This is a genomic window from Longitalea luteola (assembly GCF_017356035.1).
In the GTDB taxonomy this organism is placed as follows: Bacteria; Bacteroidota; Bacteroidia; order Chitinophagales; family Chitinophagaceae; genus Niastella; species Niastella luteola.
The window spans coordinates 355,305-369,279 of sequence record NZ_JAFIQX010000002.1 but is presented as its reverse complement, the minus strand read 5'-3'; the positions used below and the strand labels follow the sequence as shown (position 1 = coordinate 369,279).

The following is a 13,975-nucleotide window of genomic DNA, read 5'->3' as shown; positions in this document are numbered from 1 at the left end:
TTCGGCGGGAAAAATGTTAGCCGAGAAATTTTTATGTAAGTGGTGACTGGTCACCTTTCAAACTCTTGTTTAACCTATAACTTACTTATGTTCTGCGCCATGCTCAACAGCTGGTGTGTGTGTTGAACCGCTGACACTGGTTCCCAGTACACCTTCGTTACTGATGCCGCTCGCATTTCTCACTTTCGCCAGGTAGTTCACATTCGGCATAGTGTGAATGTCCTCCAGCGCGTGGTAAATACGGTTATCGTTCTCTTTGCGTGTTTTGAAAATGGCACTATCAGTATTGTTCACATTACCGAATACGATAGCATCGGCAGAACAAGCTTGCTGACAGGCAGTTTGGAAATCGCTATCCTGTAATGGACGGTTTGCTTTTTTAGCTTCCAGCTTACCAGCCTGTGCTCTTTGTACGCAGAATGAACATTTTTCCATTACACCGCGGCTGCGAACCGTAACATCCGGGTTCAGTACCATGCGGGTAAGATCGTCGTTCATCATCAGCACTACATCGTCCAGATTACCTTCGTCAACCAGCGGTTGTTGGTTGTTCGGGAAGCTGTCGGCGCCGGTATAATCGGCCCAGTTGAAACGACGTACTTTATAAGGACAGTTATTAGCGCAATAACGGGTACCGATACAGCGGTTGTAAGCCATCATGTTCAAACCTTCGCTGCTGTGGTGCGTTGCGGCCACCGGACATACGTTTTCGCACGGAGCGTTGTCGCAATGTTGGCACAGCATTGGCTGAAACACTGTTTGAATGCTTTCCGCATCATCGGGGTTGCCACTGAAGTAACGGTCGATGCGCAACCAGTGCATATCGTGATAACGCATTACTTCGTGTTTACCAACGATCGGTACGTTGTTTTCGATGTGACAGGCTACCACACAGGCACCACAACCAAAACAGCTGTTGAGGTCGATGCTCATGCCCCATTTAATACCCGGACGTTCGTACACGGGATACAGGGTGCCGTCTTTTTCGAATTTCTCAAGACCGCCGTAATTCTTCAGTTCAGCTGCTCTTTCGTTGCGGATGATCGCAGGCTCTTTCTGATATTCATGGAGGGTAACTTCACGGATAACACCATGACGACCTTCGTAGCTGTTATGGGTTTGCGCCTGGGCAATTTTATAAGTGCCGCCGGCTTTGCTTGCATCAGCCTGGCCGGTCCATTCAAAAGTAGAACCGTTAAAGCTGAGTAAAGGATAGGCATTTTTACCCAAAACACCGCCGTCGGCTGCTACTACAGCGCGGCCAACACCTTTGTCGCGGCCATAACCTACGGCTATAGCGATGGTGTTTTCCTGTGTACCGGGGATAATAATGATTGGCAGTTCAACCTGCTGGCCGCGAACTTTTACTCTGATAAGAGGTTTATCAACAGTAACCTCGTAGCGGTCGGCAGATCCTCTGTCGGCCAGATCGATCTCAAACATTTTCTTGGCCAGTACAGGAGAAATAACAGCGTAGTTATCCCAGCTTACGCGGGTGATTGGATCAGGCATTTCGAGCAACCAGGGGTTGTTTGCCTGTTTACCGGAACCAACACCTACTTTCTGGTAGATCACCACTTCATACTCACTGTTCTTCTTCATGGTGTTGGCTGCAGCAATAGCCTGCGCTACGGCAGCACCATTGAAGGCGGCGCCACCGGCATCAGCAGCGGTTGTTTCAATTACACCGTCCTGCAATGCTTTATTGAAAGTGTCCTGGCTGCCTAATTTGGCGATCCAGAAGTTCTTGAGGTAAATGTCCCAGCGGTTGGTGTTACCTGCCCAGTTCAGCAATGACTGCTCAAAAGGTCTTGAATCGAACAGCGGATTGATGGTGGGCTGGATAAGGCTTACATAACCGGCTTTGGGTTCAGCATCACCCCAGCTTTCGAGGAAGTGAGGAGCCGGCAATACATATTTACACAATTGAGTTGTTTCGTCTCTCCTGTCGTTGAAAGAAACAGACAGTTTAACGCCTTTCAACCCTTTTTTGAAACGTTCTGCGTCAAAATATTCGTAAGCAGGATTGGCGCCATAGATCAACAGGGCTCCTACGCGGCCAGCTTCCATATCCTGAACCAGGGATACCATTTCGCTATCAATACCCTGGTGCATCAGGATGGGAGCAGCCCAGCTGATGGTTGAACCATAAGCACCGATGGCGTCGTTGATGGCGTTTACAATGATCTGCACCTGGGTATTGTTGCTGCCGCTTATTACGAGGGCTTTGCCTTTGTTGGCAACCAGGTCTTTAGCCGCTTTTTCAATGCCTGCTTTCAGTTTACCAGTTACGCCTGCTGCACCCTGGCCGTTCACAGCGCTTAATAAAGCAGCTGCTACGATACCAGCTTCTGAAGGACGGTGAACAAAACGCTCGTCGGCAGAAGCACCGGTTGTGCTCATCATGCTTTCGAACTGGTAGTGTTTGCTCATGTCTAACTTCTTCTCGGTAACCTTACGGGTTTTGCTGTAGCCATGCTGGAATTCAACAGGGCTCAACCAGGTACACAGGAAGTCAGCACCAAGGCTCACTATAGTTTGTGCATTTTCGAAATTGTAAGAAGGGATAGCACGTTTTCCAAAAGTAGCTTCGTTGGCCAGTAACATACCGCTGTAAGAAACGGCATCGAACTGAACGTGCTTGCTGTTGGGATATTTAGCTAGGAATTCTGCGATAACCTGTTTGGTAGAAGGCGAATTGATGGTAGAGGTTAATAATACCAGCTGACCACCGCCGATGCCGGCCAACGCGCTTTTAATATCGCGGTCAATGGCCTCGTAACTGGTAGCCGTGTTATTGGCTATTGGATGACGTAAACGGGCTGTATCGTATAAATCGAGCACCGATGCCTGCATGCGGGCAGAAGAACCACCTTTGCTGAAATTTGACAGGGTATTACCTTCTAATTTGATAGGACGGCCATCGCGCACTTTGGCAACAACAGGAATTGCTTCACCGCCACTAACAAAGGTAGTAGCATAGTAATCTGCAACGCCAGGCACCATATCCTGAGGCTTGTTCACATAAGGGATCGCCTTTCTAACCTGAGTTTCGCAACTGGCTGCGGCAATTGCGGCCGCTGTACTAAAACCAAGATATTTCAAAAAGTCTCTACGGGAGGCAGGACTGGTCTCCAATCCTTTTTTATCTGCACTTTCAAACGGTAATTCTTCTTTGAATTCGTTCGAAATCGACTTTTCATAGGCCTCACTGTTATTGAGCTCTCCGAAACTCTGCCAGTACTTTTTATTAGCCATTTATCTTTTGATTTGAAAATTTGATAATTCGATAATTTGATAATGTAAGCATCGAACTTTATAAGGCCTGCATGATCAAATTTTAACTTATTTGGTTCTGGGTTTGAAAATCTGAAAATCGGGATCTGTTCTCATCTTCAAATTTTCACATCATCACATTAATAGTGACATTTCTGACACTCTAATCCACCGATATCATTTACAGTTACACTGTCTCTCTTACCCTCTTTGATCTCGTCGTGGTATTTTTTATAGATGCTATAGAACTTGTTGCCTTCTTCGCCTTTGCCACCAAAGTCAACTTTAGTTGTACGGTGACAGTTGATACACCAGCCCATGCTCAGGTCGGCAATTTGTTTCACTTCATCCATTTTTTGGATATCGCCATGGCAGGTTTGACATTGTACCTTACCGGCATTCACGTGTTGAGCGTGGCTGAAGTATACGTGATCGGGCAGGTTGTGAATTTTTACCCACTGAACTTCAGAGCCCTTGCCAGTATATGATTTGGTAGAAGGATTCCAACCCGCAGCTGCATAGATCTTTTGAATTTCTGCAGTTCCGTTTACTTCTGTACCATCTTCACGGAACAGTTTACCGGCACTGCCTGAATATTCGCTGATGGTCATGTGACAGTTCATACAAACATTCACTGAAGGAATATTGGCATGTTTGCCTTCCATAGCACCACCGTGGCAATATAAACAGCTGATCTGGTTTTGACCTGCGTGTACTTTATGTGAGTAGTAAATAGGTTGTTCAGGCTGATAGTTCGTGCTGCGGCCTAAACCAATTGCACCCTTCACTATGTAATAACCGCCCACTACAAAAAGGATCAGCGTTAAGATAGTGATGTAAGATTTGTTACGATAGAAAGGAATGGGCTCGTAAGAAGGAAGGCCTTCTTTTTCGTCGCTCAGCTTTTTAAGATTGCTGTTCACCTGCAGCATGATCAATGCAACGATGGCAAGGATCAGGGTCAGTACACCATACATGATAGAACTATCGCTGTCATCTATCTTCTGTGTACCAGGTGCACCCTGTGGAGCGCCCTGAGCTGCACCGGGAGGGCCTGCTTTAAATGTTTTCTCTACGTAGTCGATTACGGCATCGATCTCTTTCTCTGATAATGTTGGAAAGGCCGTCATTACCGCACCGCCAAACTTTTGCTTCAACCCTTGGGTATAGGGATCAGAAGCCATGAACTTAGCCGGATTATGAACCCAGTCGTAAAGTTTCTTACGATCAGTCCAGGGGCCACGTGTTGTTACTCCACCTAATGCCGGGCCGGTAAGATCTTTGAAAACAGCATGACAGGAAGCACAGTTATCCTGGAAAATCGCTCTACCATCCTGGGCTAAAATCTTATTTCCGAACGACAATAGTAAAAAGAACAATGCACTGAAGAGGGTTCGCTTAACGTTTGCTCTATGATCAATCATATTGTTGGATATGATGAAATTATGTGGAAAAATTTCCCGAATTGGGTGCAAAAATAAGTCAGGAAATTAACAAAATCACAACCTGTTTAAAATTTTTTTAATGCAGTCTGGGCGCGGGTTTCAGCCGATTTTACCCCCTTTGTTAAAACGGTTCAGTCAGAAATGTCATGCTTTTGTCAATCTGACAACTAACAATTTCAAGATGGATAAATTGACTTTTCTTCACCCCAAAATTTTCCTGCACTTTTGCGTTCATGTTTCAACGACTGAAACAAAAGTGGAACGTAAACGGCACACAGTTATTTTTAATACTGTGTGTTTTTGCTGTTACCGGCACAACCACTGCCTGGTTAACCCGGCAGGCGACTATGTGGTTACAACTTGACGCTTCCTCTTTTTGGTACTGGGCCGTTAAGATCGGTATCCTTCTCTTCGGTTACCAGATACTAATTCTTCTTTTCTCTATTCCTTTCGGACAATTCAATTTTTTCTGGAAGTATGAAAAGAAGATCCTTCAACGTATGAAACTGATCGGTAACAGTTCAACAGATAATGCTAACTCCCCGAATAAGAACTTAAACGTAGATATTAATAATATGCAGACCATTAACGTTGCCATCTTTGCATCGGGCGCAGGATCGAATGCGCAAAAGCTCATTGATTATTTCCGGCAACATACCCAAATTAAAATAGCATTAATTGTTTGCAACAAACCAGGCGCTGGCGTATTAACTATCGCAGAAAAAGAAAACATTCCTACCTTATTAATAGAGAAGGAACAGTTCTTTCGCGGCAATGCCTACGTCGACGAAATAAAACAACATAATGTTGATTTTATTGTACTCGCAGGTTTTTTATGGAAAGTTCCTGTTGCATTGATCCAGGCATTCCCCCAACGTATTATTAATATACATCCCGCTCTTTTACCCAATTATGGCGGCAAAGGAATGTATGGCCGCTTTGTTCATGAAGCAGTGATCGCTGCCAAAGAAAAAGAAAGTGGCATCAGCATTCACTATGTTGATGAACTATATGACCATGGGAAACTGATCTTCCAGGCACGCTGCGTTATCGATGAAAAAGACAATGCCGACAGCCTGGCGCAAAAAATTCACGCACTGGAACACGAGCATTATCCCCTCATTGTTGAAAAAGTGATCCGTGAACTGCAAAATCGCCGTTAAATAAATTGGCCGGTTTATGTTTATGTCATTTTCTTGCAGTAATATCACAATCTTAATTACACCAGCTTGATCCTAAAAGGGTACATACTTTTAATTTTACTGGTCTTCGGTTCGCTTGCAGGCCTTTGTCAGGTACAAATTCAGGTTAAAGGAAAAGTATTTGACATGACCCAGCAGATCCCGTTGGTATCGGTGAGTGTAATGAGCACGGGCGGCACCGGAACAACCACCGATTCATTAGGCCGGTATTCCCTGTATGTGCGGGATACCGACTCTATCTGGTTCTCTTATTTAGGCAAAGGCACGCCGAAATACCCGGTAGCATCTATACCCAACCAGCAGAACTTCGAAATTTCCCTGCATGTAAATGTTACTGAATTAAAGCCCATTATGGTAAAGCAACGGAACTACCATCTGGATTCTATTGCCAACCGCGAAGAATACGCCAAAGCGTTCAATTATAAAAAACCCGGCCTGGGCATTGTAACACCTACGACCCAAAACGCAGCCGTGGGCGTTGACCTCGACCAGCTCATTGATGTTTTCAACTTCCGCAAGAACCGGCGAATGGCAGCATTCAGAGACCGGCTGATCGAGGAAGAAAAAGAGAAATACATCGATCACCGCTTTAGCCGGCCTCTGGTAGTGCGGCTTACGGGGCTGCGCGGCGCCGAACTGGATACCTTTATGAAACGCTACCGGCCCGACCTCGTATTTATCGAAAGCGCCACCGACTACGAACTTCAATCTTACATAAAGCAGTGCTTCGAGAAGTACACCCGGTTGAAACAGATCATGGGTGAGCTTCAAAAACAAAATGAATAACCAGTTGCCAGTTACTGTCACCCGTTTCCGGAACCCTTTTTTCGTAATTAACGGCTAATGGTAATCAACTGTATTTACCTGTAACCCGCAGCCGGGAGCATGTAACTGTTATAAAGCGACAGGAATTTGTAACCGGTAACTTTTCCCTACGTTGATTTTTTTTCGATTATAGTACTATCTTCCATACCAAATATTTCATGCAATCATGAGAAAGCTCGCCAGCACAATTTCAGTTATCCTGTTTAGTATTACAGTCAGTTTTTGCCAGTCGAATCATTCAGATGCCGTTATTTATTCGCGCCACCCGGTACTTAGTATGGCAGCCACCCCCGAAGCCGGTGGATTTTCTTCAAAGCGGTTAACACGTATAGATACCGCCTTACAGGAATATGTTGACAAAGGCAGAATGAACGGAGCCGTAGCCATGATCGTGCATGACGGCAAGATCGTATATTATAAAAATTTCGGTTATAACGACATCGATACCAAAGCGCCATTGCAGAAAGATGCCATTTTCCGCATTGCCTCCCAAACAAAAGCCATTACCAGCGTAGCTGTAATGATGTTGTTTGAAGAAGGAAAATTCATGCTGGATGATCCTATCTCCAATTTTATCCCCGAGTTCAAAAACCCGAAGGTGATCGATAAATTCAATAGAGCCGACACAACTTATACAACCGTTCCCGCGAAAAGGGAGATCACCATCCGCGACCTGCTTACCCATACCAGCGGCCTTGGGTATGCACAGATCGGGTCGGCAGAAGCCAAAGCCCTTTATGCCAAAGCTGGCGTAGTTGGCGGAATTGGCGTGCCCAATTACATCCTGGCCGAAAAAATGAAGATCCTTGGCACCCTCCCGCTCTTTCACCAACCCGGAGAAAAATTCACGTATGGATTGAATACCGACGTGCTGGGTTACCTGGTAGAAGTAGCCTCGGGCATGAGCCTGAAAGATTTCTTTCATAAACGCATATTTGAGCCCCTGGGCATGAAAGACACTTACTTTTATTTACCGGCCGACAAACAAAAAAGGCTGGCCATGTTGTATACCGAAGACAGTACCACTAAAATGCCGGTAAAAATGAAAGAAAGAGTAAATGTGGTGAATGAAATGTTCCGCGATTATCCCAACATGAAAGGCACTTACTATTCAGGTGGAGCCGGTTTATCCTCTACCATCTATGATTATGCTATTTTCCTGCAAATGCTGTTGAATGGCGGCGAATACAATGGAAAGCGCCTGCTAAGCCATAACAGTGTGCGCATGATGACGATGAACCAGATCGGCGAGATCAGCCGCGGACCCAACAAGTTCGGATTGGGTTTTGGAATTACTACTGAACAAGGCAGCGCTGTATTGCCCACCCAGGAAGGCACTTTTGAATGGGGCGGCATGTTTGCCACCACTTATTGGGTTGATCCGAAAGAAAAACTCATCGGGTTACTTTACCGCAATATATGGCCCACCAGCTGGGGCAAACTCAGCAACCTGTACAAAGTACTGGTTTACCAGGCTATGAATTATTAATATCATAAACCTTACTGCTGCTACAGTGATCGTGCTAATTGACCATTTACTACGGCTACCCGTACTGTAAAGTGGGTGGCCATCACTGTTCAGATCTTGTAGCGTTTACACCTTACGCATTTTAGCGTAAATAAGTGACATACTTTAGGTACACGATAAATATATTAATGAAAAACTCATTGTATATTTCAGGTTGAAAATGTATGTTATGGATCAATTGAACCTCGGCATTGGAACCCGTTTACAACACCGGCAACATGGCCCCGGCGTTATAGTAGGTATCAGGTACGCAACCTACATCATCTCTTTTATTCACCATGGCATTAAAGAGATAGATAAAAACGACAGTCATCTGGAAGAGATCATTCCCGAAAATGTTACCGAAGAAATAGAAACGCACAGCGATGTTGAAAGATCGCTGTTAAAGATCCTGCGCCTGTGGGGCGGCTTCCAGGAGATCGTTCCCCTGGGCGATCGCTGGAAAGGCGGCACTATGATATTGCAACCAGCAGATAAAACGCAGAAAGGAAAAGATGTTCCCATCGATGTATTCTTTCACAAGATCGTGATGCTGCGCGACCGCCTGCGCGTACTTGAACAACAGATCAATGCGCATAAGCAATTGAGCGATGAAGATAAAGTGAACCTGCAGCAATACATCACCCGCATTTATGGTTCATTAACAACCTTTAATGTATTGTTCAGGAATAAAGAACAATGGTTTGTAGGGGAAAAAGGCGCTACTGCAGATTAATGGTGGCACAAGATTTTAACTGTTATGAAAAAAACAGTTATGGACAGATTAGAAATTAAAGGCAACTGGAATAAGTGGAAAGGAAAGATCAAGCAAGCCTTTGGGAATCTGACGGATGATGATATTAAATATGAAGAAGGGAAAGATGAAGAATGGCTGGGCCGTTTACAGGAAAAAACCGGCAAAACAAGGGACGATCTGGTTAAATGGCTGAAATCGCTTGATTAATCACTTATTCAACAATAGTAAAAGAAGGGGCTTTACGGCTCCTTCTTTTTTTTGTACAGATACAAAACCAACCAAAAGTACCTATCAGTTAAAATTTTTAATTTAATCGCGTTACTGCTGTTCGGCCCCGGCCTCGTGGCAAACTCTCAATTCTTAGCGTCAACCCTACAATGCCGGGTTTCCGCTCAGCCTGTGCAGGGATTTAATACCCTGGCCTGTTCGGCGTATCTCTTCTTTTACCAGAATCTTTGGTACGGCTGCTATCCTGATTAGACCCTGTGACCGGAGGCTGCGGATAAGCGTTGGCCGGATCGACATGATGTACGGCACTGGCTGAATCGGAGCTTTGCTGGTCATGCGCTGTTGTACTGTCATAGCCCTGCGCATCTTTTGATACGCCGTCGTCTTTCGATGCTCCGTCGTCAGCACAATACATCAACCCGCATAATCCCACCGCAATCAACATATGGAAGAAGTAATTAGTCCTTTTCATAAGATTTTCTCTTTCTGATACCTATTAAATAATCATTCCAGCCCTGTCCCATGGCGGGTTTAACCAGTTATTATGCTGTGGAATTTTGTCAACAGGCCGGCCTGGAACGAATGGCTTGTTCGATAGCTACGAGCTGCCCTGAATACAATAAATCAGTCGGTTACAAAAGCTTTTTATCATAGCTGCCTGCAAAAAAACGCAGTACAAAATGTAAAAATGGTTACCTAATTTTAAAAGACCATGAGAAAATTATTAACGGCCTTATTCCTGCTGGCAGGCATCGCCTGCATTGGCCAAACTAACTGCGACATACTTATTCGTAATGGCCGCATCATCGACGGCACAGGCAATTCCTGGTTTTATGGCGACGTAGCCGTACAAAGCGGGAAGATCATAGCTGTAGGTAAACTCGCCAATTTTTCTGCCCACAAGATCATTGATGCCAACAAGATGATCGTTGCCCCCGGTTTTATTGATGTGCACGGGCATATTGAAAGCGGCATCTTTCAATGGCCCACAGCCGATAATTATATTTATGACGGAGTAACCACCGTAATAACGGGCAACTGCGGCGGCTCATCGTCCAATTTACGAGAGTTCTTCCGTCGTATCGACAGCTTACATCCATCCATAAATGTAGCCTCGCTGATGGGCCATAACACCGTTCGTCAGCAGGTAATGCAACGCGACAACCGCCTGCCCACGCCCGCGGAACAACAACAAATGGAATCGATGATTGAAGAAGCCATGAAAGATGGCGCCGTGGGCATCAGTACCGGTCTTATTTATATTCCCGGCACTTTCGCCAATACCGAAGAAGTAGTGGGGCTGGCGAAAGCAGCTTCCAGATACAATGGCGTATATGCTTCCCATATTCGTAATGAAGAAAACAAGGCGGTAGATGCCATCAAAGAAGCGATCGATATTGGAAGATCGGCCAACATTCCCGTACAGATCTCGCACTTTAAGATAGGCGGTAAAGCCAATTGGGGCACCAGCGCGGTTACATTGGGGCTTGTTCAGCAAGCCCGGCAGGAAGGCTGGGATGTGACCATTGATCAATACCCTTACACAGCAAGCAGCACCAATTTAGGCGTGCGCCTGCCTGATTGGGCCTTTGCCGGTGGCAACGATTCCTTAAAAATGCGGCTGCATGACCCGGCTACAAGAGCCCGGATCAAAAAAGAAATGCTGGAGCAGCTGCGCAAATACAAATTTAAAAATTACAGTTACTGTGTGGTGGCCAACTATTCGGCCGACAGCAGTTATAACGGTAAAAGCATTACCGAGATCAATAAGCTGATGGGACGTAAGTCGAAAGCCGCGCAGGAAGCCGAAACCATTATGGATATGGTGGAGAAAGGCGGCGCCCAGATGGTATACCACAGCATGAATGAAGAAGATGTGAAATACATCATGCGCTATCCGTTTTGTATGACCGGGGCCGATGCCGGCGTTCCCGTACCTGGCAAAGGCATGCCGCATCCGCGTGGTTATGGCACCAATGCACGGGTGCTGGGCAAGTATGTGCGCGAAGAGAAGGTGATCACGCTGGAAGAAGCCATCCGGCGCATGACCTCGCTGGCAGCCCAGAAATTTCAACTTAAAGACCGTGGCCTGCTGAGAGAAGGCATGGCAGCCGATATTGTAATTTTTGATGATAAAACCGTAAGCGATCATGCCACCTTCGATAAGCCGCATCAGTATTCAACCGGTTTTCATTATGTGCTGGTGAATGGACAGCTGGTCGTGGAGAACACCAAGCACACGGGTACACGTAGTGGCGTGGCGCTGTATGGGCCGGCTTATACCCCCTAGCCCCCTAAACCCCTGAAGGGGAATAGTTGCCGGTCGCAGTTAACAGGGGTGTGTTACATGATAACATTTACTTGTTTCAGAGCTTGCCCGCTCTGAAGCGTTGCAGGGAAACAGTTGATTTCCATCAGAAGTTAAGTACGCAAAAGTGTCCCGGAAACCGGTAACTGGTAACCGGTAACACTTTTATGCTGCTTCACCCTTGAAACAAGAAACCTGAAACCTGTAAGCTGAAACGTGTAACTTTAAGCCCATGAAGCTGATCTTCTTTTTGCTGTTTCCCATATCATTGCTGGCCCAGCCATTTAGCGGGGAAGAGATCGCCCGCTGGCAGCAACAGGCAAAACAGGTAACTATTATCCGCGACAAATGGGGCATCCCGCACATCTATGGAAAAACCGATGCCGACTGCGTATTCGGGTTACTGTATGCGCAGTGTGAAGATGATTTCAAAAGAGTGGAAAATAATTACATCGACATATTGGGCAGAAGCGCCGAGATCAACGGTGAAAAAGCACTGTACAACGATCTGTATACGCGCCTGTTGATTGATTCTGCCGGAGCTAAAAGAGATTATATTAATTGCCCCGACTCGTTAAAAAAGCTACTGAATGCCTTTGCAGATGGCATTAATTATTACTTATATAAACACCCAACGGTAAAGCCGGCCTTACTTAAGCGCTTTGAGCCCTGGTTTCATTTAATGTGGACCGATGGCAGCATTGCCGCCATTCAAAGCGGCGGCTTATCTATCGATGAATTAAAGAACTTTTATACCAACGATACAACCACTACTGTTCGCATTAAAAAAGCGGAGGAAGAAGAAGCTACCGGTTCGAATGGATTTGCGCTGGCGCCGGCCCGTACGGCCTCCGGTAATGCCATTTTATACATCAACCCCCATGTGACATTTTATTTCCGGCCCGAAGTACATGTGGTCAGCGAAGAAGGACTGAACGCTTATGGCGCCGTTACGTGGGGACAGCTATTCGTATACCAGGGTTTCAATGAACATTGCGGCTGGATGCATACCTCGGGATACTCGGATGTAGCCGACCTGTATGCATTAAAGATCGCCAAAGGCACAGGCAGTAAATTATATTATCAGTACGAGTACAGGCAGGTGGGGTTGAAGCAGGTACCCATTACCCTCAATTATAAAGAGGGCGACAGTATTAAGACCAAAACCTTTAACACGTGGCATACACATTATGGTCCGGTGATGGGCAGCCGGGAGGGTCAATGGCTCAGTGTGAGGGCCAAAAACCGGTCTATGAAAGCTCTGATACAATCGTGGCAACGTACCAAGGCCACCGGGTTTGAATCGTTTAAAAAGAGTATGGAGTTGCTGTCGAATGCGTCGAATAACACGGTATTTGCCGATGACAAAGGAAATATTGCTTATTGGCACGGCAACTTTATCCCGCGCCGTGATTCAACGCTCGACTGGTCGCAACCTGTTGATGGCAGTTTGCGGTCGACCCAATGGCGAGGATACCATAAGTTGGCTGAAACCATTCACCTGTACAATCCTGCCAGTGGATTTATCCAGAACTGTAATTCCACTCCCTTTACAGCATCGGGCAGTAGTAGTCCGAAAAAAGAGAATTATCCCGCCTACATGGCCCCGGAGCCGGAAAATTTCCGGGGAATAACAGCGGCCCGCCTGCTGGAAAAAGCAAAAAGGTTCACGATCGATTCCATGATCGCCACCGGATATAATACCACGCTGGCGGCTTTTGAAGAGTTGATACCGGCATTGATAAACGGCTATGAAAAGAACCTCACAAAAACCGATTCTGTTTATATAAAGCTGGCAGAGCCCATCCGTGTGCTGAAGGCCTGGGACCTGAAGGCAGGCGTCAATTCCATGGCCACCACATTAGCCATTGGGTGGATGCAGCAATTAATGCCACTGATAAATGCCGTGCGGGTAAACGGGAAGGAAGTTGATCTGGTAACGCGGGTACATACGTATGCGACTTCGGCTTCAGCCGCTGAATTAGCCGGCACCTTGTTGACGGTAGTATATGAATTGAATGGCAAATACGGCACCTGGAAAACGAGCTGGGGAAGTATCAACCGGTATCAACGGTTGACCGGCAGGCTGCAGGAAACCTATGACGATAGCAAACCGAGTTTGCCTGTTGGCATGGCGGCATCTACCTGGGGATGCTTGCCATCGTTTGTAAGCCGTTACAATGCCGGCCATAAGATGCGATATGGCTACAATGGCAACAGTTTTGTGTGCGCCGTTGAATTTGGTAAGAAAATAAAAGCAAAGTCACTATTAACCGGCGGTGTAAGTGGCGATCCCGCTTCAAAGCATTTTAGTGATCAGGCAGAAATGTATACAAAGGGGATATTCAAGGAGGTGCTGTTTTATAAGGAAGATGTGATGAAAAATATGGAGAGGAAGTATCATCCGGGGGAGTAGGAAGCAAAAAT

General features: G+C 46.1%; 10 protein-coding genes. 7 read left to right on the top strand and 3 right to left on the bottom strand.

The genetic code is table 11. The annotated features are described in order from the left end of the window. Positions 1-81 precede the first annotated feature (81 nt). Together JUB15_RS05635 and JUB15_RS05630 are read right to left on the bottom strand one after the other, a co-directional pair. On the bottom strand, positions 82-3,258 hold the full coding sequence (locus JUB15_RS05635; RefSeq protein WP_207511354.1) for a TAT-variant-translocated molybdopterin oxidoreductase: 3,177 nt from the start codon (positions 3,256-3,258) through the stop codon (positions 82-84). 158 nt (positions 3,259-3,416) lie between these two features. Then, a complete protein-coding gene (locus JUB15_RS05630) occupies positions 3,417-4,700 on the bottom strand; it encodes a c-type cytochrome (protein ID WP_207511353.1) in 1,284 nt (427 codons plus the stop codon). Between the two features lie 254 nt (positions 4,701-4,954). Between JUB15_RS05630 and purN the strand changes: the two genes are divergently transcribed. The 5 genes from purN (at position 4,955) to JUB15_RS05605 (ending at position 9,219) form a co-directional block, all read left to right on the top strand. After that, positions 4,955-5,884 carry a phosphoribosylglycinamide formyltransferase gene (gene purN / locus JUB15_RS28385; RefSeq protein ID WP_242696214.1) on the top strand — a complete coding sequence of 310 codons (930 nt, stop codon included), beginning with the start codon at positions 4,955-4,957 and terminating at the stop codon, positions 5,882-5,884. Between the two features lie 66 nt (positions 5,885-5,950). Then, positions 5,951-6,709, top strand: a complete 759-nt coding sequence (locus JUB15_RS05620) for a carboxypeptidase-like regulatory domain-containing protein (protein WP_255539600.1) — start codon at positions 5,951-5,953, stop codon at positions 6,707-6,709. 205 nt (positions 6,710-6,914) lie between these two features. After that, the gene (locus JUB15_RS05615; protein ID WP_207511351.1) at positions 6,915-8,237 is read left to right on the top strand and encodes a serine hydrolase domain-containing protein; all 1,323 of its coding nucleotides are present in this window, start codon (positions 6,915-6,917) and stop codon (positions 8,235-8,237) included. Positions 8,238-8,445: 208 nt separating this feature from the next. Beyond that, on the top strand, positions 8,446-8,991 hold the full coding sequence (locus JUB15_RS05610; protein ID WP_207511350.1) for a DUF8685 domain-containing protein: 546 nt from the start codon (positions 8,446-8,448) through the stop codon (positions 8,989-8,991). Between the two features lie 39 nt (positions 8,992-9,030). After that, positions 9,031-9,219 (top strand): CsbD family protein, encoded by a 189-nt coding sequence (locus tag JUB15_RS05605; protein ID WP_207511349.1) that lies wholly within the window; start codon positions 9,031-9,033, stop codon positions 9,217-9,219. Between the two features lie 202 nt (positions 9,220-9,421). On the opposite strand, the gene JUB15_RS05600 is transcribed toward JUB15_RS05605, so the two are convergent. Further along, on the bottom strand, positions 9,422-9,712 hold the full coding sequence (locus tag JUB15_RS05600) for a hypothetical protein (RefSeq protein WP_207511348.1): 291 nt from the start codon (positions 9,710-9,712) through the stop codon (positions 9,422-9,424). Between the two features lie 240 nt (positions 9,713-9,952). Here JUB15_RS05600 and JUB15_RS05595 point away from each other — a divergent pair, with 240 nt between their 5' ends. Further along, a complete protein-coding gene (locus JUB15_RS05595; RefSeq protein ID WP_207511347.1) occupies positions 9,953-11,530 on the top strand; it encodes an N-acyl-D-amino-acid deacylase family protein in 1,578 nt (525 codons plus the stop codon). Between the two features lie 250 nt (positions 11,531-11,780). Continuing rightward, positions 11,781-13,964 (top strand): penicillin acylase family protein, encoded by a 2,184-nt coding sequence (locus JUB15_RS05590; RefSeq protein WP_207511346.1) that lies wholly within the window; start codon positions 11,781-11,783, stop codon positions 13,962-13,964. Positions 13,965-13,975 lie beyond the last annotated feature (11 nt).

Bases quoted from the DNA above. Each gene is read 5' to 3' on its own strand.
- JUB15_RS05635 (WP_207511354.1), bottom strand. From the start codon at position 3,258: ATGGCTAATAAAAAGTACTGGCAGAGTTTCGGAGAGCTCAATAACAGT.
- JUB15_RS05630 (WP_207511353.1), bottom strand. From the start codon at position 4,700: ATGATTGATCATAGAGCAAACGTTAAGCGAACCCTCTTCAGTGCATTG.
- purN (WP_242696214.1), top strand. From the start codon at position 4,955: ATGTTTCAACGACTGAAACAAAAGTGGAACGTAAACGGCACACAGTTA.
- JUB15_RS05615 (WP_207511351.1), top strand. From the start codon at position 6,915: ATGAGAAAGCTCGCCAGCACAATTTCAGTTATCCTGTTTAGTATTACA.
- JUB15_RS05610 (WP_207511350.1), top strand. From the start codon at position 8,446: ATGGATCAATTGAACCTCGGCATTGGAACCCGTTTACAACACCGGCAA.
- JUB15_RS05605 (WP_207511349.1), top strand. From the start codon at position 9,031: ATGGACAGATTAGAAATTAAAGGCAACTGGAATAAGTGGAAAGGAAAG.
- JUB15_RS05600 (WP_207511348.1), bottom strand. From the start codon at position 9,712: ATGAAAAGGACTAATTACTTCTTCCATATGTTGATTGCGGTGGGATTA.
- JUB15_RS05595 (WP_207511347.1), top strand. From the start codon at position 9,953: ATGAGAAAATTATTAACGGCCTTATTCCTGCTGGCAGGCATCGCCTGC.
- JUB15_RS05590 (WP_207511346.1), top strand. From the start codon at position 11,781: ATGAAGCTGATCTTCTTTTTGCTGTTTCCCATATCATTGCTGGCCCAG.